General features: G+C 62.2%; 18 protein-coding genes and 1 riboswitch. Of the genes, 8 read left to right on the forward strand and 10 right to left on the reverse strand.

Annotated features, from left to right (window positions below):
• Positions 1-71: 71 nt before the first annotated feature.
• From G7047_RS06365 to G7047_RS06385, 5 genes are all read right to left on the reverse strand, one after another.
• Positions 72-1,061: a helix-turn-helix transcriptional regulator gene (locus G7047_RS06365; protein WP_166302326.1), complete on the reverse strand. Its 990-nt coding sequence runs from the start codon at positions 1,059-1,061 to the stop codon at positions 72-74.
• A 422-nt stretch (positions 1,062-1,483) separates the two neighbouring features.
• Entirely contained in the window at positions 1,484-2,497 is a 1,014-nt protein-coding gene (locus tag G7047_RS06370; RefSeq protein WP_166311914.1) for a tripartite tricarboxylate transporter substrate binding protein, read from the reverse strand.
• Between the two features lie 131 nt (positions 2,498-2,628).
• A complete protein-coding gene (locus G7047_RS06375) occupies positions 2,629-2,982 on the reverse strand; it encodes a DUF962 domain-containing protein (RefSeq protein WP_166302328.1) in 354 nt (117 codons plus the stop codon).
• A gap of 111 nt (positions 2,983-3,093) precedes the next feature.
• The gene (locus tag G7047_RS06380) at positions 3,094-3,903 is read right to left on the reverse strand and encodes an alpha/beta fold hydrolase (protein ID WP_166302331.1); all 810 of its coding nucleotides are present in this window, start codon (positions 3,901-3,903) and stop codon (positions 3,094-3,096) included.
• Positions 3,904-3,962: 59 nt separating this feature from the next.
• Positions 3,963-5,261 (reverse strand): O-acetylhomoserine aminocarboxypropyltransferase, encoded by a 1,299-nt coding sequence (locus tag G7047_RS06385; RefSeq protein WP_166302333.1) that lies wholly within the window; start codon positions 5,259-5,261, stop codon positions 3,963-3,965.
• Positions 5,262-5,364: 103 nt separating this feature from the next.
• On the opposite strand from G7047_RS06385, the gene G7047_RS06390 reads away from it, so the two are divergent.
• Positions 5,365-5,814 carry a CBS domain-containing protein gene (locus G7047_RS06390; protein ID WP_166302336.1) on the forward strand — a complete coding sequence of 150 codons (450 nt, stop codon included), beginning with the start codon at positions 5,365-5,367 and terminating at the stop codon, positions 5,812-5,814.
• 11 nt (positions 5,815-5,825) lie between these two features.
• Here G7047_RS06390 and G7047_RS06395 read toward each other — a convergent pair whose 3' ends face one another.
• Entirely contained in the window at positions 5,826-6,980 is a 1,155-nt protein-coding gene (locus G7047_RS06395; RefSeq protein WP_166302338.1) for an acyltransferase, read from the reverse strand.
• Between the two features lie 251 nt (positions 6,981-7,231).
• Positions 7,232-8,512: a citrate synthase family protein gene (locus G7047_RS06400; RefSeq protein ID WP_166302341.1), complete on the reverse strand. Its 1,281-nt coding sequence runs from the start codon at positions 8,510-8,512 to the stop codon at positions 7,232-7,234.
• Positions 8,513-8,635: 123 nt separating this feature from the next.
• Here G7047_RS06400 and G7047_RS06405 point away from each other — a divergent pair, with 123 nt between their 5' ends.
• From G7047_RS06405 to G7047_RS06435, 7 genes are all read left to right on the forward strand, one after another.
• Entirely contained in the window at positions 8,636-10,060 is a 1,425-nt protein-coding gene (locus G7047_RS06405; RefSeq protein WP_205904728.1) for a CoA transferase, read from the forward strand.
• Between the two features lie 25 nt (positions 10,061-10,085).
• Positions 10,086-11,186, forward strand: a complete 1,101-nt coding sequence (gene aroC, locus G7047_RS06410) for a chorismate synthase (protein WP_166302343.1) — start codon at positions 10,086-10,088, stop codon at positions 11,184-11,186.
• A gap of 30 nt (positions 11,187-11,216) precedes the next feature.
• Positions 11,217-12,527, forward strand: coding sequence for a cobyrinate a,c-diamide synthase (locus G7047_RS06415; RefSeq protein ID WP_166302346.1), 1,311 nt, complete (start codon positions 11,217-11,219; stop codon positions 12,525-12,527).
• Between the two features lie 144 nt (positions 12,528-12,671).
• On the forward strand, positions 12,672-13,151 hold the full coding sequence (locus G7047_RS06420; protein WP_166311916.1) for a sigma-70 family RNA polymerase sigma factor: 480 nt from the start codon (positions 12,672-12,674) through the stop codon (positions 13,149-13,151).
• A 5-nt stretch (positions 13,152-13,156) separates the two neighbouring features.
• On the forward strand, positions 13,157-14,107 hold the full coding sequence (locus G7047_RS06425; protein ID WP_166302348.1) for a FecR domain-containing protein: 951 nt from the start codon (positions 13,157-13,159) through the stop codon (positions 14,105-14,107).
• A gap of 116 nt (positions 14,108-14,223) precedes the next feature.
• Entirely contained in the window at positions 14,224-16,695 is a 2,472-nt protein-coding gene (locus tag G7047_RS06430; RefSeq protein WP_205904729.1) for a TonB-dependent receptor, read from the forward strand.
• A gap of 20 nt (positions 16,696-16,715) precedes the next feature.
• Positions 16,716-19,124, forward strand: a complete 2,409-nt coding sequence (locus G7047_RS06435) for a sulfite reductase flavoprotein subunit alpha (protein WP_166302350.1) — start codon at positions 16,716-16,718, stop codon at positions 19,122-19,124.
• 78 nt (positions 19,125-19,202) lie between these two features.
• Here G7047_RS06435 and nrdR read toward each other — a convergent pair whose 3' ends face one another.
• From nrdR to G7047_RS06450, 3 genes are all read right to left on the reverse strand, one after another.
• Positions 19,203-19,658 carry a transcriptional regulator NrdR gene (gene nrdR, locus G7047_RS06440; protein ID WP_166302352.1) on the reverse strand — a complete coding sequence of 152 codons (456 nt, stop codon included), beginning with the start codon at positions 19,656-19,658 and terminating at the stop codon, positions 19,203-19,205.
• A 24-nt stretch (positions 19,659-19,682) separates the two neighbouring features.
• Positions 19,683-20,927, reverse strand: a complete 1,245-nt coding sequence (glyA, locus tag G7047_RS06445; RefSeq protein ID WP_166302355.1) for a serine hydroxymethyltransferase — start codon at positions 20,925-20,927, stop codon at positions 19,683-19,685.
• A gap of 44 nt (positions 20,928-20,971) precedes the next feature.
• Positions 20,972-21,157, reverse strand: a riboswitch (ZMP/ZTP riboswitch).
• Positions 21,158-21,190: 33 nt separating this feature from the next.
• Positions 21,191-22,102 (reverse strand): lytic transglycosylase domain-containing protein, encoded by a 912-nt coding sequence (locus G7047_RS06450; protein ID WP_166302358.1) that lies wholly within the window; start codon positions 22,100-22,102, stop codon positions 21,191-21,193.
• Positions 22,103-22,677 lie beyond the last annotated feature (575 nt).

Consider the following 22,677-nt stretch of genomic DNA (forward strand, 5'->3'; position numbering starts at 1 on the left):
TTTACCGCGCGCGACAATTTCCATACCCAATGCGACATTGGGCCGCTATGGAGGAGAGCGTTGCAGCATCCTCAGCCGTTCAGGCCACGCACCTCGCTAGGCGATACGCCGAAGTGCCGCCGAAATGCACGGCTAAAGGCAGAAGCTCCGTCAAACCCGTTGTCCAGCGCAATGGCCAAAACGCGGCGGTGGCGTTGCGCGGGGTCGATGAGCATGGCCCGCGCGCGTTCCAGCCGCACTTGGCACACGAAGTCGGAAAAGCACGTCCCCTCGCCAGCGAACAGGCGTTGGACCTGGCGTGGGGTGAGATGGTGCATGCGGGCGATTTGCACCAAATTCAGTCCGGGCTGGGTGATGCGAGCCCGGATGTCGCGCTGGATCAGCGCCAGGCGGGGTACGTTCAGCGTTTCTGGCTCAGGCCGCGCGCCTCGGGCAGCGGGCGCGAGCATGGTTGCCATCAAATCCTGCAAATGCAGCAGGGCCGATTGCAGCACGCTTGTAGAAAGCGAGGAACTGCTGGCGAGCATTTGCGCATAGCCCAGAGCCAAGGCGGGCTCCGGCATGCTGGGGGGCAAAAGAACCAGAGGAGCCTCTTCCAGCCCTGGCACTCTTCGCGCCAAGGCGGCATGTGGCACTTGGATGCAGGCACTGGCACCGCCCCTTGGAGTGATAAATTCGTGCACTCGGGCTTTGGAGACCAGGCCATAGCTCCCACAGGGTACATCGTAGCTTTCGTGCGGCGTACGCAGGATCCCATTGCCGCGCAAGGTCGTGAACAGATATATATCGTCAGAGCCGTCACGCAGCATCTCGGGCGAGCGCCACATTCGGCAGGGAGTGTTCTGGGTGTGAGCGTAGATGGCCCCGGAGCCGAAGGGCAGCATGGTGGTGGAAAAATCCAACCCTGCCGTGTGTGCCGTGACCTCAAGAGGTTGCAAGTCCACGCGCATCAATTCGCGTCCATAGAACTCACGTAGCGCGGCGGTCTTGTCGCGACCGGTGAAGTCGCACGATGTCAGACGCTGGACGTGGGAAGGAGAGGGCTGCGGCAAGTGGTCCACTTCCGTTTCAAGAAACTACGATGGCGCAAGTGGGCACAGATGCACGTAATTCCCCATGGGAATATCGCGTGCCCGCCCATCCAACTCGGAACGCCTGTAGGTCAGGCTTTCGCCGTTATGTTTTATAAGGCAAATTGCATGCGCAGTGCTGACTAACTATTGGCTGCATCCGGGATGATTGGGCAAACAGAACCCAGCGGGCCGTAGAAGCGTCATTGCTTGCCGGTTTGGTGGCAGGCATTCACGCGTCGCTTGCCATCGAACCAAGGCACAACGCACCGCGCCCGGCGCACCTGTGCGACAGCTGCCGCTGTGCCTGCGCAGTATCGCCCCAGGCTTTTGGCGCTCAACGTCTGGCAGAGTGATTTTTTGCATACCTCATCATGGGATGTGAATGCATTCGATTTCAAAGTGTCAATGGATTAGTCGGGCTTGACGCCCGCGCGCTTGAGCACCTTCTGCCAGCGCTTTTGCTCAGTCGCAATGAACTGGGCGAACTGCGCAGGCGTGCTGCCGATGGCCTCTGCTGCGTCGCCCTGCAGGCGTTTCAGCGAATCGGGCGCCTTCACGGCCTTGGCGCATTCCACGGCGAGCTTGTCGATGTGTTCGGGCTTCATCGTGGAGGGGGCGAGCATGCCGTACCACTGCGTCATCTCGAAGCCGGGGAAGCCTTGCTCGGCCACCGTTGCTACGTCGGGGAGTTGCGGCAGGCGTTGGGTCGATCCGGTGGCGATGCAGCGCACCTTGCCTGACTTGATGAACGGCAGCAGGGCGGCGGCTCCCACCGATGCCGCGTCGAGGCGGCCGGCGAGCAGGTCCTGCATCATCGGGCCAGTGCCGCGATAGGGCACATGCAGCATGAAGAAATCGGCCGTCATCTTGAGGTATTCGAACGCCAGATGGCCCGCGCTGCCGTTGCCGGCCGAGCCGTAGCTGAGCTTGCCGGGCTTTTGCTTGGCGTAGGCGATCAGCTCGCGCAGATTGTTCACCGGCACATCGGGATGCACCACATAGAGGCTCGGCACCTTGGCTAGCAGCGAGACGGGCTTGAAGTCCTTGTTCGCGTCGTAGGGCAGCTTGTCGAAGATGTAGGGATTGACCGCGAGCGTACCGATGTGGCCGAGGATCACCGTGTGCTGGTCATCCGAGCGCGCGACTTCCTGCATGGCGATGTTGCCTGCGGCGCCGGGCTTGTTGTCCACGTAGACGCTCTGACCGAGCGATTTGGTGAGTTCGGCCGCCGTGGAGCGCGCGACGATTTCCGAGCTTCCGCCCGGGGCAAACGGCACGACGAAGCGCACGGACTTGGATGGCCAGGCGGTTTCCGCATACGCCCCGACAGGAAGCAGCCCGGTCAACGTGGAGCCACCTGCCAAGGCCAGCAAATGGCGGCGGCTTATCTGGCTCAGTGCAAGGGCGCGCACGCGGTCACGCATGAGTTGATCGGGTGTGTTCATATAGTCTCCGTTGAGCACGCTGTTGTCTGTTGCTTGCAGTGTGCCCTTTCAGGCTGTCGATTGGCTGTCGGGCGAATGGGGGTTTTCGCGGGGGCACTACCGCAAGGTGCTCACAGCGGGATCTTGCCGGTGAGGATGTCGCGCCACATTACCCAGTCGCCGCGAAAGCTGAAGAGCGGGCGCTTGAAGCTCGCGGGCCGGTTCTTCTCGAAGACGAAATGGCCGATCCAGGCAAAACCGTAGCCGCTGACGAGTGCTGCCAGCAGATACCAGATATGGCCGGTGACGATGAGCCCTATCAGAAAGAGCAGGGAAAACGAGGTGCCGACAAAATGCAGGCGGCGGCAGGTGCGGTTGCTGTGCTCCTGCAGATAGAACGGGTAGAACTCGGCGAAGGTCTTGAACTCGCGAGGGTCAACCGAGGACTTGTCGGGCGAACTGCCGGAGGGGGATGCGCGAGACATGTCGGACTCCTTTCCTGAAAAGGGTCGTGTGTCTCCAGATTTATACGCCCGGTTCAGACAGGTCGCCTAAACCGGACGGGTTTCAGGGGTTTGGGGCGTTTCGGAGGGTACTCAGCGCGCCAGAAAGTCGCGGATTGCGAACAGCGTTTCGTCGGGCGCTTCGGTCATCTGGTTGTGGCCACTCGGGAGCTTGGCGAGGCTGACTTGCTTGCCTGCCGCCTTGGCCGTGTCCATGAGGCTCTTGGCCGCTTTGGGGGGCGTCATCTGGTCCTGATCGCCCAGCGCGAACAGCACCGGGCAGGCGAGCGCGGCCATTGCGGCCTCGCCACCGGCGTAGCTGTCGCAGGCCTTGAAGCCGGTGTAGAGCAGGTTGACGTCGCGATTGCTCGCCAGCACGCGGCGGCCAAGCGCCTTGCCCGCGCCGAACACCCAACTGCCCGCACCGTTGGGCGGCGAGAGCGTGGCGCGCGAGAACACGTTGATCATCTCGATGGCCTGCTCGGGTGCCTTCACCGCCGATTCGAGCAGTGCGGGCGACACCTTCATCGGCGCCGCCGTGCCGACCAACACCAGATGGCTCACGCGTTCGCCGAGCTGCGCCGCCGCCTGCATGGCGATCAGGCTACCCCAGCTGTGGCCGATGAGCGCGGCCTTCTGCAGGTCTTGCGCGTCCATGAGTTGGCCGATGAACGTGGCGGCTTCTTCCACACTTTCGGGCGCCTTGCCGCCGCTTTTGCAATGGCCGGGCAGGTCGATGGCCAATACATTCCAGCCGTGATTGGCCATGTAGCGGCTCTGCAGCGCCCACACGCTGTGGTCGCAGAGCACGCCGTGAATGAAGATGGCGGTGGGCTTGGCGGCATCGAAGGCCTTGCCGCCGGTGTAGGCATAAATTGGGTCGCCATGAACGTTGATGTGCATGTGCGGGTCTCCTCAATAGGTCGGGAAATCTGTTCGGTTTGTCTTGTTTGCGTGATGTTTCAGACGGCCTTTTCGGCAGCCTTCAAAGCGCGCTTCAAGTCGTCGATCAGATCGTCTGCATCTTCTAGACCAATCGACAGGCGGATCGTGCCTTGACTGATGCCAGCTTGCGCGAGCGCTTCGTCCGTCATGCGGAAATGCGTGGTGCTGGCGGGGTGGATCACCAGCGAGCGGCAATCGCCCACATTGGCCAGGTGGCTGAAGACCTTGAGCGTCTCGATGAACTTCTTGCCCTGGTTGCGATTGCCGTTGATGTCAAAGCTGAACACCGAGCCCGCGCCGCGTGGCAGCAGTTTCTTGGCCAGGGCGTGTGACGAATGGCTCTCGAGCATCGGATGGCCGACGCGACTGACAAGCGGTTGGTTGGCGAGGAACTGCACGACCTTTTCGGTGTTGCGAATGTGTTTTTCCATGCGCAGCGGCAGCGTCTCGATGCCTTGCAGGATCAGCCACGCGGTGTGCGGGCTCATGCAGGCGCCGAAGTCACGCAGACCCTCGCGGCGGGCGCGCAGCAAGAAGGCACCGGTCGTACTTTCCTCGCTGAAGACCATGTTGTGAAAGCCGTCATAGGCCTCGGTCAGTTCGGGAAATTTGCCGGACTTTTCCCAGTCGAAGCTGCCGCCATCGACCACGATGCCCCCGACCACGGTGCCATGGCCTGAGAGGAACTTGGTGGCCGAGTGGTAGATGATGTCGGCACCATGCTCGAAGGGCTTGATCAGCCACGGCGAGGTGAGGGTCGAGTCGACCAGCAGCGGCACGCCGGCCTCATGCGCGATTTGCGAAATGGTGGGGATATCGAGCACGTCGAGGCCCGGATTGCCCACGGTCTCGCCGAAGAACAGCTTGGTGTTGGGGCGCACGGCCGCTTTCCAGCCACCGATGTCGCCGGGCTTGACGAAGGTGGTTTCGATTCCGAACCGCGCCAGCGTGTAGTGCAGCAGGTTCTGGCTGCCGCCGTACAGCGCGGTGCTGGCAACGATGTGGCTACCAGCTCCCATCAGCGTGGCGATCGACAGATGCAACGCCGCCTGGCCGCTGGCCACCGCAATCGCGCCGACGCCGCCTTCGAGCGCCGACACGCGCTGCTCGAGCACCGCGTTGGTAGGGTTGCTGATGCGGCTGTAGACATGGCCGGGACGTTCGAGGTTGAACAGGCTGGCCGCGTGATCGCTCGATTCGAAGACGAACGAGGTCGTCAGATGGATGGGAACCGCGCGCGCGCCGGTGGCAGGATCGGGCTGCGTGCCCGCGTGCAAGGACAGCGTGTCGAAGCCTGGGTCTGAATATCCGGGCATTCATGTCTCCAAAGTGGTGCAATTGCCCGCAATTGTGGGCTATATTTCATGAGGAAACGGCCAGCACGCGCCTCATGCGTAGCTGGCCCTAAGGAGATACCCCATGAAAGTCAGCGATATCCTTCGCGTCAAAGGCAATACGCTTTACACCGTCACCCCCGATGAACCTCTGGCGAAGGCTGTTGAGGTCATGTCCGAGAAGGACATCGGCTCGCTCGTTGTGATGGAGCACGGCGACCTCGTGGGCATGCTCACCTTCCGCGAAGTGATTCAGGCGCTGCAGAAGAATGGTGGCAGCGTCGGCACCATGCTCGTGCGCAAGGCCATGGACGACGCGCCGCTGACCTGCACACTCGAGACCGACATGGACGAAGTGCGCCGCATGATGCTCAATCAGCATGCCCGCTACATGCCGGTGATGGACAGGCGCATGCTGATGGGTGTCATCAGCTTCTACGACGTGGCCAAGGCCGTGGTGGACAGCCAGAACTTCGAGAACAAGCTGCTCAAGGCGTATATCCGCGACTGGCCTGAGCAGAGCGAATCTGCCTGAGCGGCAGCTCCTCAAACAGGGTGGGCCTGCGTGTTGGCGAAGTCCGCTTCTTTCGACTTCCTGCCCAGTAGCAGGAGCGCGTTGCGCACCCGCGCCGAGAGCGGGGCCTCCACGGCATAGTGGAACAGCGCTCCGGTGCTGATCCCGCATGTCAGGTGGATTGCAAAGCCCACCCAATCGCGCGCGCTGGCGCTTTGGATGCCCAGCCAGGCGCTGATCTGCGCGGCCGCCATGAACCCCAGTTTGTGTGTGAGATAGATCGAGTACGACATCGTGCCCAGCCACACCAGCCAGCGCGTGACGGGCAGTTGCACCGTTTTGCTCGCGAGCGCGATCAGCATGAAGATCGCGAAGATCGTGAGTCCACCGTATTCAATCGTCGGTCCGTAAAGCGTGGGCGTGTGCGTCTCCGGTATGGCGATGAACGCGATGCCTGCAGCGGCGATCATGCAGAACGCCAGCGGACGTTTGGGTTGGGTCCAGTCGCGGGTGTAGAGCCAACCGGCCAGTAGTCCGAGCACGAACTCCCAGACCATCGGATTGACCGCCAGATTCAGATAGTGGCTCTGCGCGATGGCGCTCTGGTGGTAGAACGAAAAATTCCAGTCCTGAGCCAGCAACGGATACAGCACGAGCCCCGGCGTGAGCAGGGCCGCGACGATCCACCAGCGCCATTTCCGCGAAAACAGCGAGATCGCGATCACCACATAGAAATAGGCCTCGAAGCACAGTGTCCATGCCACGTCCACCGGCAGCAGGAAGAAATCTGAGGCCTTGGGGCTGACCGGGCGGAAGACGAGCTGGCTGGCCACATCGGTGAAGTAGGCTGTTGGAAACGCATCGGCCTTTTGCCAAGCGAGGCCCAGATAGATCAGGCTGACGACAAGAAACAAGGGCCAGATGCGCGCAAAGCGCTTGATCGCGAAATCGGCCACGTAGCGCGGCGAGCCATCGCAGCTGCGCGTGGTCAAGAACATGATGAACCCGCTGATCACGAAGAACAGGTCCACGCCAAGCGCCCCGTGGGCGAAATACTCCCACGCGAGTTCCTTGTGGGCGGGCTGCGCCAGCGTCCAGCCAGCGTGCGTGACGACGACGGCCATCGCGGCAAGGCCGCGCAGTGCCTGCAACCAGTCAATGGTGGCGGTGGTGCGGAAAGCGGACATGAAGGAGGAGAAACGCGCAGTTCGCTGTTGCAGGGCTTGAGGGGCTTCAGACCACTTCTTGCACAACAGGACACGGACGCTTGGAAGCGCGCAGGTTCGCCCGCAAGGCGCAGGCACGCGCCGCGCGGGTTGTGGCTAGCAAGGGAAGACGGGAGCTTGAATGATTAAAAAAAGCCTGTAATTGCTCACAGGCTGTTCTTATTCTATCAATGCAAATGTAATCAATTTCTTATTTATGTGGCCTGCGGTATTCATCGAAAGCGGACCACCCGTCCCGCGGCGGACTCGGTAGGCTCCGTCGCCGATGCGGGCTCCTCATTGCCAGTAGGGTTGGCGCGAGGCCGGATGAGTTGGCCGCTTTGCACCTGCTCGGCGGCATGGGCGATCCAGCCTGCGGTTCTGCCGAGCGCGAACAGGAGAAAGGCCGCGCCGTGCGGCAGTTTCAGGCTACGTTGCACGGCGACCAGCGCGTAGTCCAGGCTGGGGTGCAGTCCCGTTTGACGGAGCACTGCCTCGGTCAGGCGCGCGACGTCCGGTTGCGGCGGCAAAGCGGCGAGCAGGGCCAGACTGCGCGGGTCGCCTTGGCGGTAGAGCGGGTGGCCAAATCCCGCACAGTAGCTGGGCGTTTGCCTCGTTTGGGTTTCGCGCAGCAGGCGCTGCAGGCCGGGAGCGAGCGCCTGTGGATCTGCCGCAGGCCCATGCCATTCGTCCCAGTGCCGGTCTATCAGCGATGTCATTCCGCCGTGCTTGGCGCCCGACAGCGCCGCCAGTCCCGCACCGAGGCTGGCGTGCAGGCTCGCACCCGTCGATGCGACGACGCGCACGGCGAAGGTTGACGCGTTGAGTTCGTGGTCGGCGCAGAGCACCAGCGCGCGGCGTAGCAGATCGGTAGCCTGATCGCTCAGGTGCCAATGGTGTTGCAGACGTTGATGAATGGGCGTTGCGTCATCTTGTGCAGGCAGCGGCTGGCCGAGCAGGGCAGAACACATCGCGTGAACAAAGCGCATCCGCTGATCATGGCTTGCAGGTGCGCTGTGCGTCAGCGACGCGGGTGCCTGAAACCACAGGGACAGCGCTCGACCGGCATCGGGAAGGTCTTCAGGCGGGCTTTCCCCGATCCGCGATTCTGGCGTGGCAACAACGGGCGATGGGCCGCCATCGTCCCGCCAGAGCAGCGCGGCCGCCGTTTCGAGCGAGGCTTCTTCGGAGAGCGCGACGGCGTTCTGGCCACGGTAGAAGAACTGTCCGTCATTGACACGCGTGATCGCCGAGGGCAGTACGGCCTGGCCCCAGTCGAGCGCGGACTGGGCTAGCTTGGCGGGGTTGCGGATGGTGGCGCGCTGGCGCACGAGGCGCGAGACGTCGGACAGCATATAGCTGCTGCCCCGGTGCTGCGGTAGGCGCTGCGCACGCAACAGGCCGCGGCTGACATAGCTATAGAGACTCGCGCGTTTGACGCCCAGCATGGCGGCCGCTTCCTCGGCGGAAATCCATGGGGAGTTGGCGGATGCGTCATGCGTGCTGGCGGGCATGGCGCATTATCGGGTGGCCTCGGCTGGACGTTGACGGGCTGCGTTGATTGGCCCGATCAAGATTGACCGCCCCTATGCACGGCTGCTGCAATCGGACATCTGATGATTTGGTGGAGGCTTGCGATGAATGTGAATGCGGATGAAAGCCTGGCCGGGCTCTGGCGACAGACGGGTCTGCCGATGATTGCACTGGAGCGCGCACTGCTCCATGGCGCGACGCAGGGTTTCGAGAGCAGCTTTGCGGTCGATGTGGCCGCGCAATCGGCGATCGCCGCTGTGGCGCTGGCCGCGACCGAGGTCGACCGTTTGCGAACGCCCGGTGCTGAGCCGCAGCAGGTCAGCGTGGATGTGCAGCATGCGCTGGCCGAGACCACTGGCTTCTTCACGCTGGACGGCGAGCGCCCATCCATCTGGGCGGCGATTTCGGGGTTGTACGCCTGTGGCGCGGAAATCGGGCGGCCGGGGCATGTGCGGATCCATGCCAACTTTGCGCACCACCGCGACGGCGCGCTGCGACTATTGGGTTTGCCCGAGGGCGAGGGTACGACGCGCGCTCAGGTGCAGGAGGCACTTGGGCACTGGGATGCCATCGATTTCGAGACGCGCGCCACGCAGGCGGGGCTGGTGGTGGCTGCCGTGCGCAGTGCGCAGCAGTGGCAGGCCAGCGCGATGCGTGCGGCGATTGCGGAGCAGCCGCTCGTCGGTATCACCCGGATCGGTGATGCCGCACCGCGCGCCTGGCCCGCGAAGACGGTGGACGAGAGGCCTTTGGCGGGCCTGCGGGTGCTTGATCTCACACGTATTCTGGCCGGGCCGGTCTGCGCCCGTACGCTCGCGGCCCATGGCGCGGAGGTGTTGATGATCAACTCGCCGCATCTGCCCAACATCGAGGCGATTGCCGATGTGAGTCGCGGCAAACGCTCGGCCTTGCTCGATTTGAAGAGCGAGGTGGGAAGTCTCGCGCTGCGCGGCTTGCTTTGCGATGCCAATGTGTTCGTGCAGGGCTACCGGCCGGGTGGACTCGAGCGGCTCGGGCTCGGTGTGGAGGCGGTGGCGCGAATGCGGCCCGGCATCGTCTATGCGAGCCTGTCGGCCTATGGACGCAGTGGGCCGTGGGCGGACAAGCGTGGTTTTGATTCGCTGGTGCAGACTGTGAGCGGCCTCAACAGCGACGAAGCGGCTGCTTTCCATAGTGCGGAACCGCGTGCCTTGCCGATGCAGATTCTGGACTACTGCGCCGGATTTTTGCTGGCCTTCGGCGTGCAGGCAGCGCTCGTGCGGCAGGCGGAGCAGGGCGGCAGCTGGCATGTGGAGGTGTCGCTCGCGCGAGTGGCGCAGTGGCTCAGGAGTCTGGGGCGCAGGCCGGTGGATCCGCAGACTGCCTCTTTGGGGAAGATCGACGCGCTGGTCGCTCCGTGGCTTGGGCGTGCGGACAGCGACTTTGGCGAACTGGTGGCAGTGATGCACGCCGCGCAATTGTCGCGAACGCCCACTGGTTATGCTCACCCGTCGGTGCCGCCTGGAACCGACCAGCCCGTCTGGGCATGACGCTTCGGGCGATAATGCATGACTTATGAGCGGCAACACACTTGGTACCCTTTTCTGTGTCACCAACTTTGGTGAATCCCATGGCCCGGCCGTTGGCTGCGTGATCGACGGTTGCCCTCCCGGCATGTCGCTCACCGAGGCTGACATTCAGCTCGATCTGGATCGTCGCCGTCCCGGCACGAGCCGCCATGTCACTCAGCGCAGCGAGGCCGATGCGGTCGAGATCCTGTCGGGCGTCTATGAGGGCAAGACCACCGGCACACCGATTGCCCTGCTGATCCGCAATACCGATCAGCGCAGCAAGGACTACTCCAACATCGCCCAGAGCTTCCGCCCCGGCCATGCGGACTATACCTATTTCCAGAAGTACGGCATTCGCGATCCACGCGGTGGTGGCCGTTCTTCCGCGCGCCTGACTGCGCCGACTGTGGCGGCTGGTGCGGTGGCCAAGAAATGGCTCAAGGAAAAATACGGTGCCGAGTTCCGCGCCTGCATGACCCAGATTGGCGAGCTCGAAATCCCGTTCGAGAGCTGGGATCATGTACCCAACAACCCGTTCTTCGCGCCCGTCGCCAATGTGCAAGCGTATGAGGATTACATGGACGCGCTTCGCAAGTCCGGCGATTCCTGCGGTGCCAAGGTGCGCGTGCAGGCCACCGGTGTGCCGGTGGGTCTGGGTGAGCCGTTGTATGACAAGCTCGACGCCGACATCGCCCATGTGATGATGGGATTGAACGCGGTGAAGGCCGTGGAGATCGGTGCGGGTTTCGACAGCGTGGTGCAGCGTGGCACGACGCACGGCGATTCGCTGTCGCCCGAGGGCTTCGAGAGCAATAACGCGGGCGGCATTCTGGGCGGCATCAGCTCGGGGCAGGACATCGAAGTGACCATCGCCATCAAGCCGACGAGCTCCATCATCAGCCCGCGCAATTCGATCAACACACTGGGCGAGCCGGTCGAGGTGATTACCAAGGGCCGTCACGACCCCTGCGTCGGCATCCGCGCCGCGCCCATCGCCGAAGCCTTGTTGGCGTTGGTGATCATGGACCACGCACTGCGCCATCGCGGCCAGTGCGGCGACGTGAATTCCGGCCTCGCGCCGATTCCCTCCCGCAACCAGCGCTGAAGCAACCCGGTGGCCTGTCCGGTTCTGTTGATGGCGGCCCCGGCTTCGGGGCAGGGCAAGACCACGATCACGGCTGCGTTGGCGCATCTTCTGCACTCGCGGGGCAAGCGGGTGCAGGTGTTCAAGTGTGGGCCTGATTTTCTCGATCCAACCTGGCTGGCGCTTGCCAGCGGCCAGCCGGTGGACAACCTCGATCTCGCGATGTGCGGTAGGGTCGACGTCGAGCGGCGTCTTGCCCTTGCGACCGAGCACAACGACGTGGTGCTGATCGAGGGCGTGATGGGCCTGTTTGACGGCGCACGCAGCGCGGCCGACATCGCCGCTCTGTGGAATCTGCCGATCTTGCTCGTGATTGATTCGTCATCGATGGCCGAGACCTTCGGTGCCGTGGCGTTCGGCTTGGCCAACTACCGTCCCGGTCTGCGTATTGCGGGCGTACTCGCCAATCGCGTCGCAAGTGAACGCCATTCCGAACTGCTGCGCAAGAGCATGCCCGTCGATGTGCCATGGCTCGGCCAGGTGATGCGCCAGCAGAAGGAGCAGGCTCCTATTCCGTCGCGCCACCTCGGGCTGGTGGCTGCAGACGAAATGGGCGACGGGCTCGCACGCATCGCGCAGGTGGCCGAATCGCTTGCGCAGTCTGATCTGGGGCGGCTTGAATGGTCGCAATGGCAGCAGCGCTGGAGTGCGGAGCTGAGCGCGCCGTCAGAGCTTGCGCCCACGCGCTTGCTCGAAGGGCGTCGCATCGCGATTGCGCGTGACGCAGCCTTTCGCTTCATCTACCCTGCCAACATTGCGTTCCTGCGGGAGCAGGGCGCGACGCTGCAGTTTTTCTCTCCGCTGGCGGGCGATGCTCTGCCTGAGTGCGATGCGCTCTGGCTGCCCGGAGGCTATCCGGAGCTGCATGCCGAGACGCTGGTTGCTTGCCAGCCGCTCGCTGAAGCCATTCGCCAGCATTGGCAGGCGGACAAACCCATCTGGGCCGAATGCGGTGGCATGCTCGCGCTGATGCAGGAGCTGCACTGGCCTTCGAAAGCATTGCGCACCCCGTTGCTGGGTGTGATTCCCGGCGTGGTCACTCAGCATGATCGATTACGCGGCCTCGGCATGCAGGCTTGGCAAAGCCCGTGGGGCATGCTGCGCGGCCATGGCTTTCATTACTCGACCTGCGACACCAGCCTGCCGGTGGTGGGGCATACGCAACGCCTGCTTGATGAAGACCGGGTCGATGCTGCCACGCAGCTCGAATCCGTCTACGCACAGGGCTCGCTGCGCATGAGTTATTTCCACGCGTGGTTTGCGTCGAATTCGGTGGCGGCTGCGAGGCTGTTTCTGAATTGAACGCCCGCAGGGGATGAGATTTCAAGCGATCTTGCTTGAAGATAGGAATGAGTCGCATTTGTGTAAAATCGACATCGTTTTCATCCCTAAGAGAGTTCTGTGTCCACTCAAGCCGACAGCGAGTCCGGTCAAGCCTTGTGCAGCATGTACGCTGTGCACAATGGCTGGTTGATTGCGTGGTTGCACAGAAAACTCGGCAATCGGCACGATGCGGCTGACATTGCGCAGGACACGTTCACTCGTCTGTGCACGGGCAACAGGGTGCAGACATTGGCGGAGGTGCGCGAGCCGCGCGCCTATCTGGTGACGGTAGCGAGGCGGTTGATGCTCAACCATCTGGAGCGTCGCTCGCTTGAGCAGGCCTACCTCGAGTCGCTGCAGTGGCTGCCCGAAGAGAGCGTGCTGTCGGTTGAAGAACGCGCGATTCTGCTGGAGACGCTGGCGCAGCTAGATGCGCTGCTCAACGAGTTGCCCATGAAGGTGCGCACGGCGTTTCTGCTGTCGCAGCTTGATGGCCTGGCGTACGAGGCCATTGCCACACACCTGAATGTGAGTGTGCGAACGGTCACGCGCTACATGGCCCAGGGTTTTCGGCAATGCCTGCGTGTGATGCTAGAGGACTGACAGAGATGGGCCGGGTGGATGCACGAATTCTCGACGAGGCCGCACAGTGGCTGGCCCGCTGCCATGCCTCGGATTTCAGTACGGCCGAACGGGACTCGCTCGCGCGCTGGCGAGAGCAGAGCCCGGTGCACGAGGATGTCTGGCAGCGCGCACAGCAACTCAAGTTTCAGCTCGAAGCGGTGCCATCGTCGGTGGGAATGGCGGTGCTCAACCGTTCGCGCTCCAGCGCGGGCCGCCGAAGCCTGCTGCGAGGCACGACGCTGGTGTTGACGCCGCTGCTGGGATGGCTGGCCTATCGCCAACTCCCCTGGCAGATATGGGGCGCGGAGTACCGCACGGCCCATGGCGAATTGCGCAGCGTGACGCTCGCGGACGGCAGTCGTCTGGTCTTGAACACGGCGTCGGCCGTCAACGTTCGCATGGATGATTCCGCGCGTCTTGTGCATCAGCATGCGGGGGAAATTTTGGTGGAGACATCGCACCGAGGGGCGCACACGGATCTGCCGTTCATCGTGCGCACGGGCCATGGCGAGCTGCAGGCGCTGGGCACGAAATTCATCGTGCGCACGCAGGAGCAGAGTACGGCGCTGTCGGTGCTTGAGGGCGCGGTGCGCATCACGCCCGCCAACACCGGGCGCGGGCTCGTCGTTCGGGCTGGTGAGCGGGTGTCGTTCAATGCACAGAACATCGGCGAGGTTGCGCCGCTGGCGCCTCATGCGGACGCGTGGACAGAGGGCGTGCTCTATGCCGAGAACATGCGTCTCAAGGATTTTCTTGCAGAGGTGGCTCGCTACCGCGATGGCGTGCTGCATTGTGCGCCGGATGTGGCCGAGCTGCGTATCTCGGGCGTGTTCCAGCTGCGGGACACGGACCGCGTTCTGGTATTGATGGCGCAGACCCTGCCGGTGCGCGTCGAGCAGCGAACACGCTTCTGGGCTACGGTGGTGCGCTCCTGAGATGGGCTTTGCGCACGTCGATTCTGAATTTTTTTCGTCGTGAGTGTCCGATTTTCTTTTCTCGCCTGTCCTATGCATTGAAGCAACCCAAAAGACAGATTCGAGGATCGATCAACATGCAAGACACAAGCAAGCGACTGCACCCGGTCGCGATGGCGGCACATGCGGCGGTGGTCGCCATTATGGGCGCGGCGGCGTTGGGCGCAGGCATTCCTGCAGTGCAGGCGCAGGAGAGCGTGAGCAGCGCGGCGCGTAAGTTCTATCAGATACCTGCTGGCCCGCTGGGCGCTGCGTTGATGGGCTTTGCCGTGCAGGCCGGTGTGAATCTCAGCGTGGATCTGGACAAGCTGGCGGGCATGAAGGCGCCGGGCTTGTCAGGCACCTACACGGTGGATGAAGGCTTTGCGAAGCTGCTCGCGGATTCGGGGCTGCGAGCACGTGTGGTGAGTACCGGAAACTACGCCCTCGCCTCCGCTCCGAAGAATCCGCCAGACGTCGTCCCCGCACCTGCCAAGGCGAGCACGCCGCATGCTGTGACCCCTGCGGCGCAGGACGCGAAGGAGCTTGCCACCGTGACGGTGAGCGTGACGCGCCTGGAGCAGTCGACGGAGGATGCGCCGCAGAACATCCGGGTCATCAGTCGCGACGAGATCGACAAGCAGCTCGCGGTGACATCGAGCACGACGCAGATTTTGAGCAATCTGATTCCGTCGATGACTCCGGCCATGCAGAAGATGACCAACTACGGCCAGACCATGCGCGGTCTGCAGCCACTGGTGATGGTCGACGGCATTCCGCAATCCAGTCCCATGTACACCAGCATCGGGCGCGACATGACGACCATCGATCCGTCGATGATCGAGCGCATCGAGGTGATTCAAGGAGCCAACAGCGCCAACGGTATCGGCGGCATGGGCGGGGCGATTAACATCATCACCAAGCAGGCCAAGGGTGGCAAGCCGCGCCAGCATGTCTCGGCGGAAGCGACGACGCCGACCTCGCAGCTCAAGGGCGAGACCATGTCGTACAAGACCACCTACGGCATCACCGGAAGCAAGGGCGATTTCGACTACCTGCTCAATCTGAGCTACCAAAATCAAGGTGCATATCTTGACGGTTGGGGCAACCGTGTCGGGACCTATGATGATCAGGGCGACCTGATGGACTCGCGCTCTTATGACGTGATGGCGAAGCTTGGTTATGCGATCGATGACAACCAGCATATCGGTCTGACCATCAACCGCTTCCGCATCAAGAACGACAACCATTATTCGCTGGTCTCGGGCGACCGCGACAAAGGCGTTCCTACCAGTGCGCAACGCGTGGCTCCGCCGGGCTCGGCTCCGTACAACGACTCGTGGACCGTGGGCGCGAACTATGTGAATGATGATCTGAACGGCATGAAGCTCAATGCATCTGCGTACTACCAGGGCGTTGATTCACTGTTCCGTGGCAACACCAAGTTCCTCGCCAACAAGGCCTACGACCAAAGCCATGCGAAGTTCGACAAGTACGGTGCCAAGATCGCGCTGACTTCGGCCGACTTTATGGACAAGACCATGCGCGCCGTCGTCGGACTCGACGTGATGCACGAGAACTCTAACCAGAAGCTGTTGCACAGCAATCTGTTCTGGATTCCCGACATCACCTACACCGGCATTTCTCCGTTTGCGCAGCTGGAATATGCACCCATCGCATCGGTGAAGGTGGTGGGCGGCATCCGCTACGAGCATGCCAATGTCGATGTGGACAGCTTTACCACGCTGCCGCGCTATGGCAGCAAATTCGTCGAGGGTGGCAAGTTCAGTTTCGGTAAGACGTTGTTCAACGCGGGTGCGTCGTGGTCGCCGGTGGAGCCTCTGAATCTGTTCGCCAATTTCTCGCAGGGTTTCAAGGTGCCCGACATGGGCAAGGCGATCCGGGGCATCTCGGTGGATGGTGCCCGGTTGTCGATGGTCTCGTATTTCAAGCCCGATGTGGCGGACAACTACGAGATGGGCTTTCGCGTCAAGGTCGACAAGCTGGCGCTGCAGGCCAGCTATTTTCAGACGCGGGTGAAGCCGGGAACGGTCATCTCCTACGTCAACGACCAATGGATCGCCAACCGCTCGCGCACACAGATCGACGGGGTGGAGCTGACCTCCAACTACCAGCTCAACAGCAGCCACGAACTGGGGCTGGGCTATGCGCATTCGCGTGGACGCTTTGACATCAACGGCGACGGCAAGGTTGACACCAAGCTGGACGGCGCCAACATCTCGCCCGATCGCCTGAGCCTGAACTGGTCCGCCAAATGGAGCGAGCGACTGACCAGTGCATTGCAGGCGAATTGGTATTTCAAGCGCAGCTTCGACGGCAACAACGCGGTGAACACGCTGGACGCGAGCAAGTACCGCTTCTCGGGCTACGGACTGGTCGATCTCTCCGTCGGCTACAAACTGGACCATGGACAACTGACGGTGGGCGTCGCCAATCTGTTTGACAGGAAGTACATCACCTACTACTCGCAAAGCGCGATCGTGGGCAATGACTACTTCTTTGCAGGGCAGGGCAGAACGCTCACGGTGGGCTACCGACACGATTTCTGAGTGCGGCGAACGCCTTCGAGATGACATTCAGGAGAGTCTGCTTTCAATTGCACTGGCTGGTCGGTCTGGTCGCTGGTGCCTTTTTGGTCGTGATGGGCCTGTCGGGCGCGGCGATCAGCTTTCAGCGCGAGATCATCGACTTGTTGAACCCGGGTGCGGTGTCTGCTGCGCCTGGTGCAGGGCGCGGTGCAGCGACAGGTGCAGCGATCGTGCTCGCGCCCGACGAATTGCTCGCGGTGCTGCAGTCCGCCGGAGAGACACGGCACGTGGAACGGATCGAGCTGCAGGCAATGCCCGGCGGCAATCCGCGCATCACCTTCGCGGCTGCACCGGGCCATGCGCATCGCGAGTCGGTCTGGCTCGACGCGCGCACCGGCGCGATCCAGTCGCAGATCCGGGGCGCAGGTTTCTTCGAGTTCATGGAGCGGATGCACATCTGGCTGCTGCTACCCACAAAGATCGGCCAACCGGTCACCGGCGCGTTGGCGGCCTGCCTGCTGCTGCTGTGCGTGTCGGGTCTTTACCTGCGTTGGCCGCGTCGGCCATGGTCGATCAATGCGTGGCTGCATCTGAACACGCGACACAAGGGGCGTTCGTTCTTGTGGGCGCTGCATTCGGTGATCGGCACCTGGGCATTGCTGGTCTATCTGATGCTCTCCGCCACGGGCATGTATTGGGGCTTCACCTCGCTGCGCGCAGTGGTCGATGGCTGGGCGGGCGTTGCCCCGCGCGCCACCAAGGCGGCGGCACAGGTGTCTGCAGCCAGCGCACCATCGCCCAAGTCCGCATTGGCGCAGGCATGGAAGGGCTTTAAGCAGGAGGCGGGGGCGTGGCAGTTCGTGCAGATCAGGCCGCCGCGAGACGGCGCGAAACCTCATCAGTTCAACTGGCTGGGGCCGGATGCTGCGCACGAAATGGCACGCAACCGCATGCAGGTCGCGGCCGACGGTCGCGTGGTGCAGGACGAGCGCTTTGCAGCGTTGCCTACCGGGCGAAGGGCCGTGGCCGCCATTTACCCGTTGCACATGGGTAGCTACTTTGGCTTGCCGGGGCGCATCATCGTGATGCTGGCGTCGCTTGCGGTTCCTTTGTTCGCGGTGACGGGCTGGATGCTGTATCTGGACCGGCGCCGCAGATCGCGCGAGAGCGGCGATGTGGCTTTGGAGGTCGTTGGAGGCGCACCCTCCATCGCCGTGGTCCACGCGAGTCAGTCAGGGCATGCGCGCAGCCTGGCGCTGCGTACGGTCCGGCTGCTCGTGGCTGCAGGGCATGCAGTGGAGCTGGTCTCTGCTGTCAAGGTCGACGCTACGCTCCTCGCGCGCCATCGCCACACGCTCTGGATCGTCAGCACCTTTGGTGAGGGAGAGCCGCCGGATGAGGCACGGGGCCTGTTGCGCGTCTTGCGTGGAGTGCACGACATGCACGACACCAGTACCGAGTTTGCGGTGTTGGCACTGGGTGATCGCGAGTACGCGCACTTCTGCCGATTTGGACTACAACTGCATGATGCGCTGCAGCGCGCGGGCTCCACGCCGATGAGGGCGGCGCTCACCATGGATGGGGACAGTGCGGACGATTGGCGGCGCTGGTGCAATGCGCTCGCCGTGCATTGGTCGCTGAATACCGATACCTTGCTGGACGCGACAGGGCCCGAGGCACTGACCGCATACAGGCTGCGTAGACGCGAGCACTGCAATCCGGGAAGTATGGGACGGCCCATCTTCAGATTGGAGCTGCGAGCGGAGGCAGAGGCGGCGGAGGCCAAGAGCTGGCAGGCGGGCGCTTTGGTCGATGTCTGTGTGGATGGTCGTGTGAGCAGTGAATCGGTGGCGCTGCGCCGTTACTCCGTGGCGTCGCTGCCCGAGGAGGGGTGTATTCAACTTTGGGTGCGTCAGGTGGCACGTGACGGCAGCTTGGGATTGGCCTCGGGTTGGCTGACGCAGCAGCTAGCCATCGGGGGGACGGTACGCTTGCGGCTGGTGGCAAATCCCGGGTTTGCGGTGTCGCTGCAAGTGGATCAGGCAGCGATCTTCATCGGCAATGGTTCAGGGTACGCGGGGCTGCGCTCGCACTTAAAGGCTCGCATTCAGTCCGGGGTGCACGACAACTGGTTCATCTTCGGTGAGCGCCAGCGGCAGGCCGATGGTTGGGCCGAGGACGAGGTATTGCAATGGATGGCGGAGGGCGGGCTGAAGCGCGCGGATTTCGCCTATTCGCGCGACGCGCTCGAGCCGCGCTATGTTCAGCATGTCGTGCGTGAATCGAAAGACACCGTGCGTGAGTGGATCGAGCGTGGGGCGATGGTCTATGTCTGCGGCAGTCTGGCGGGCATGGCGGCTGCGGTGGAGCGGGCGCTGCAGGAGTCGCTCGGAGCGGATGGGTTCGAGCGCTTTGCTGCTTCGGGTAGATATCGGCGCGACGTGTACTGACGTACTGGCGGTTCCCCCACAAACGACAACGGACGCGAATGGCGTCCGTCGTTCAATGCAGCAGAAAGAACTGTGCGTCTATTTCTGCGGCCGCACCTCATCCACCAGTGCCCGGAAGTCATCGATGTCTTCAAAGCTGCGGTAGACGCTCGCAAAGCGGATGTAGGCCACCTTGTCGAGCTTCTTGAGCTCGCGCATCACCAGTTCACCCAGACGGGCGGAGAGCACTTCGCGCTGTCCGAGATTGAGCAGCTTTTCCTCGATGCGCTCGATGGCGGAATCGATCTGCTCCACGCTCACGGGCCGCTTGCGCAGTGCGAGCTTGAAGGAGCCGTGCAGCTTCTGGTGATCGAACTCTACACGCCGACCGTCCTTCTTGACGATGGCGGGGAAGTTGACCTCGGGGCGCTCGTAGGTGGTGAAGCGCTTGTCACACGCCGCGCAGCGGCGGCGGCGGCGAATGAAATCCCCGTCCTCGGACACACGGGTTTCCGAAACCTGGGTTTCCGGGTGGCCGCAGAAGGGGCATTTCATATCAGTGACGTGGTTGGTAGCGAATCAACGGTAGACCGGGAAACGCGATGTCAGCGCGTGGACCTTTTCACGCACAGCGGCGATGTTCGCCTCGTCGCGTGGGTTGTCCAGCACGTCGGCGATCAGGTTGGCCGTGATGCGGGCTTCTTCTTCCTTGAAGCCGCGAGTGGTCATCGCTGGCGAGCCGATGCGGATGCCGCTGGTGACCATCGGCTTTTCTGGATCGTTCGGGATCGAGTTCTTGTTGATGGTCATGTGGGCGGCGCCCAGCACGGCTTCGGCTTCCTTGCCGGTGATGCCCTTGGCGCGCAGGTCGACCAGCATCAGGTGGCTTTGTGTGCCGCCACTGATGATGCGCAGACCGCGTGCGGTCAACACTTCGGCGATGACCTTGGCGTTGAGCTTGACCTGCTTCGCGTAGTCCTTGAACTCGGGCGACAGGGCTTCCTTGAACGCGACAGCCTTGGCTGCGATCACGTGCATCAGCGGGCCGCCTTGCAGGCCGGGGAACACGGCGCTGTTGATGGCCTTCTCATGCTCGGCCTTCATCAGGATCACGCCACCACGGGGGCCGCGCAGGCTCTTGTGGGTGGTGGTAGTCACGACGTCGGCGTGTGGCACCGGGTTGGGGTACTGGCCGCCGGCGATCAGGCCGGCGTAGTGCGCCATGTCCACCATGAAGATCGCGCCGATTTCCTTGGCGACCTTGGCGAAACGTTCGAAGTCGATTTCGAGCGAATAGGCGCTGGCGCCGGCCACGATCAACTTGGGCTTGTGCTCGCGGGCGAGCGCTTCCATCTTGTCGTAGTCGATTTCTTCCTTGGCGTTCAGGCCGTAGGAAACCACGTTGAACCACTTGCCGGACATGTTCAGCGGCATGCCGTGCGTCAGGTGACCACCTTCTGCCAGACTCATGCCCATGATGGTGTCGCCGGGCTTCAGGAAGGCGAGGAACACAGCTTCATTGGCCGACGCGCCGCAATGCGGCTGCACGTTGGCAGCGTCAGCACCGAACAGTTCTTTCACGCGGTCGATGGCCAGCTTCTCGGCGATATCCACGAACTCGCAACCACCGTAGTAGCGCTTGCCTGGATAGCCTTCGGCGTACTTGTTGGTCAGTTGCGTGCCCTGCGCCCACATGGCTGCGGGGGAGGCGTAGTTTTCGCTGGCGATCAGCTCAATGTGCTGTTCCTGGCGCTGATTTTCCGCCTGGATGGCGGCAAAGAGTTCGGGATCGGTCTGTTCGACAAGAATATTGCGTTGATACATGGCAGTCCTATGCGGTGGAAGTCCCTTGCGCGTCGAATGACGACAAGAGCTGCCCAGGCGAACGGCTGAACGCAGCAGGCTCACAGAATGATCTACGAACCCAAGGCCTGTGCGGTACGCTTCCCAGTGGTTTGCAGGAGGGAATCACCTCCTGGCATGTTCCACGTCAGCGGCAAGGCTATTCGATAGAAGAAGCAGCCCCGCGCCTATCGCCAGTCGCGTACTCGGCTAGTGTAACTGACTGGGGAGTGTCGGGCTTGATCTCAGTGGCTGAGCAAGGCCACTTTTTCCGAGCTCTGCGCAGGTGCTTCGGATTCGACGGTGGTCGGTGCATTGGCTGGGGCTGGCGCAGGCAGATCCGATGCGGCAGGTGCAGTAGCCTTGGTGGATAGCATGGGCGCTGCGGCGGGCTTGGGTGCTGTCGGCATGGGGGCTGGGGTCATGGCCGTGGTGGACACGTTCTGGCCATTGGCGACCTGGCGCAGGCGGAAATGCTCCGACAGCACCTTGGTGGCGTAGCCGCCATCGTCGGGCAGGTTGGCTGCGCCGACGTAGTAGCGCAGACCGCCTTCCAGCGAACCGGCGCGTGCGATGCATTCCTGCAATACCTTGACGCCAACACGCATATTCGTGACTGGGTCGAAGGCTGCGTGATTGCCGCCGAAATCATCGTACTTGTCGTTGTGCACGCGAGTCATTACCTGCATGAGACCCTGAGCACCGACGGAGCTTTGCGCAAACGGGTTGAAGCTCGACTCGATGGCCATGATGGCCAGAATGAGCGTCGGGTCGAGCTTGGTACGCGAGCCAATGGAGTAGGCTTCGGAAACCAGAGCTGCAATCGGCTCGGGCGCGACGCGGTACTTCTTGCTCAGCCAGAAGGCCACCTTGGCCTGCTCGCGTGGGAGATCCTTGGGATTGGCTGCCGTGGCGCGGTCCACCGCGCCAGGTTCGATGGGTGAACCGATGGAAGCCACATGACGCTCGAACAGCCAGGTGCGCAGGTGCTCTTCACCCTTGTCGCGTAGATCTGGACGCGCAGCCATGGTGATGCACACACATGCCACACCCAAGCCCAACAGCGCAAAGCTGCTGTGAGTGAGTTCCATGAATCCGTCGGCGACGTCTGAAGTGAATGTGCGAATGCCCGCAAGCATCTTTCCTGAAGCTGTCACAAGCTTTCCTTTCTCGAGTTGAAGAGTTTCCTGATTCAAGGATGGGCGTCGTCATCACGCGCAGTCCTTACCAGGCTTCTTCGCCTGGATGGGGGTCAAGTTCCGATCTGGCTCGCACGCATCTGATCGTGGGCGAGGAAAGACGAACTGACTGAAGCCGACATCGGCAGCAGGTTGCGGGCTGGGGTTAACCCGCTTTTCTAGTGAATGGCGGATTCTAGAAGCTCTCTAAATTCTAGGTCAATACTAAAAAATAAGTTCTTTAGAATTTAATTGTCTAACAAAGGCTGTGTATTTCAACAGTTTTTAGCGTTTGCGCGGCTTGTTGCTGGAAAAGTTGCGGATCGAAACGGTTCGCGAAAATCGTTCAAAAACGAAACTTCCAATCGATAACGATTTTCAATTGAGAGAAAAATCTGGCAATCCGGAGGATGTGGGCGTAGATTCGAACTGCCTGCTTTATGCAGTGCATCGCTGGATGGATCAGCTTTTGTTTCGGGTGTCGGCATGCAGTGCCCCCTGTATCAAACCAGTCCAAAAAGCCTCTCTGAGAGCAATCTCTTGCTCTCTGCTCT

This window comes from Diaphorobacter sp. HDW4A (genome assembly GCF_011305995.1).
GTDB lineage: Bacteria > Pseudomonadota > Gammaproteobacteria > Burkholderiales > Burkholderiaceae_C > Diaphorobacter_A.

What these genes read in the sequence shown, in the direction of transcription:
- G7047_RS06370 (WP_166311914.1), bottom strand. Translation starts at nt 2,497, where the DNA reads ATGCGTGACCGCGTGCGCGCCCTTGCACTGAGCCAGATAAGCCGCCGC.
- G7047_RS06375 (WP_166302328.1), bottom strand. Translation starts at nt 2,982, where the DNA reads ATGTCTCGCGCATCCCCCTCCGGCAGTTCGCCCGACAAGTCCTCGGTT.
- G7047_RS06380 (WP_166302331.1), bottom strand. Translation starts at nt 3,903, where the DNA reads ATGCACATCAACGTTCATGGCGACCCAATTTATGCCTACACCGGCGGC.
- G7047_RS06385 (WP_166302333.1), bottom strand. Translation starts at nt 5,261, where the DNA reads ATGCCCGGATATTCAGACCCAGGCTTCGACACGCTGTCCTTGCACGCG.
- G7047_RS06390 (WP_166302336.1), top strand. Translation starts at nt 5,365, where the DNA reads ATGAAAGTCAGCGATATCCTTCGCGTCAAAGGCAATACGCTTTACACC.
- G7047_RS06395 (WP_166302338.1), bottom strand. Translation starts at nt 6,980, where the DNA reads ATGTCCGCTTTCCGCACCACCGCCACCATTGACTGGTTGCAGGCACTG.
- G7047_RS06400 (WP_166302341.1), bottom strand. Translation starts at nt 8,512, where the DNA reads ATGCCCGCCAGCACGCATGACGCATCCGCCAACTCCCCATGGATTTCC.
- G7047_RS06405 (WP_205904728.1), top strand. Translation starts at nt 8,636, where the DNA reads ATGAATGTGAATGCGGATGAAAGCCTGGCCGGGCTCTGGCGACAGACG.
- aroC (WP_166302343.1), top strand. Translation starts at nt 10,086, where the DNA reads ATGAGCGGCAACACACTTGGTACCCTTTTCTGTGTCACCAACTTTGGT.
- G7047_RS06415 (WP_166302346.1), top strand. Translation starts at nt 11,217, where the DNA reads ATGGCGGCCCCGGCTTCGGGGCAGGGCAAGACCACGATCACGGCTGCG.
- G7047_RS06420 (WP_166311916.1), top strand. Translation starts at nt 12,672, where the DNA reads ATGTACGCTGTGCACAATGGCTGGTTGATTGCGTGGTTGCACAGAAAA.
- G7047_RS06425 (WP_166302348.1), top strand. Translation starts at nt 13,157, where the DNA reads ATGGGCCGGGTGGATGCACGAATTCTCGACGAGGCCGCACAGTGGCTG.
- G7047_RS06430 (WP_205904729.1), top strand. Translation starts at nt 14,224, where the DNA reads ATGCAAGACACAAGCAAGCGACTGCACCCGGTCGCGATGGCGGCACAT.
- G7047_RS06435 (WP_166302350.1), top strand. Translation starts at nt 16,716, where the DNA reads ATGACATTCAGGAGAGTCTGCTTTCAATTGCACTGGCTGGTCGGTCTG.
- nrdR (WP_166302352.1), bottom strand. Translation starts at nt 19,658, where the DNA reads ATGAAATGCCCCTTCTGCGGCCACCCGGAAACCCAGGTTTCGGAAACC.
- glyA (WP_166302355.1), bottom strand. Translation starts at nt 20,927, where the DNA reads ATGTATCAACGCAATATTCTTGTCGAACAGACCGATCCCGAACTCTTT.